Origin of the sequence: Escherichia sp. AM3 (genome assembly GCF_032029835.1) — a bacterium.
GTDB classification, from domain to species: domain Bacteria; phylum Pseudomonadota; class Gammaproteobacteria; order Enterobacterales; family Enterobacteriaceae; genus Escherichia; species Escherichia coli.
This window is the reverse complement of record NZ_JAVUPQ010000753.1, coordinates 1-328: the sequence shown is the minus strand read 5'-3', so window position 1 is coordinate 328 and position 328 is coordinate 1. Positions and strand designations below refer to the sequence as shown.

Sequence of the window (328 nt, the reverse complement as noted above, 5' to 3'; positions counted from 1 at the left end):
CATTTATGTTACTTTATAACATAACCCATCTTGCGTTGTAAACAGACTCGTTTTAGTTCCATGCACCTTTTGAGATCGTGACCAAATAATGGCGTTAGTGATGTTGTTCCAGTGTCATATGGTTAAGTAGTTGATATGGCGTTCACTGTTATATTCTGACAACCAGTTTTCCGCCAGTTCCCGCTTTTCATCCAGCGTTCTGAACAGACAAAAACCGAGTATTTTTGTTCGGTATGTCCGGTTAAAACTCTCGATAAAAGCGTTCTGCGCCAACTTACCTGATTGGGTAATCTCCAGTTTTACTACATGTTTTTCTGCGCATTACGTC

General features: G+C 40.2%; 1 pseudogene. It reads right to left on the bottom strand.

The window, feature by feature from the left end:
- Positions 1–94: 94 nt before the first annotated feature.
- Positions 95–318 (bottom strand): annotated as a pseudogene (locus RTW80_RS28210) (integrase core domain-containing protein); the annotation flags it as partial.
- Positions 319–328: the final 10 nt, after the last annotated feature.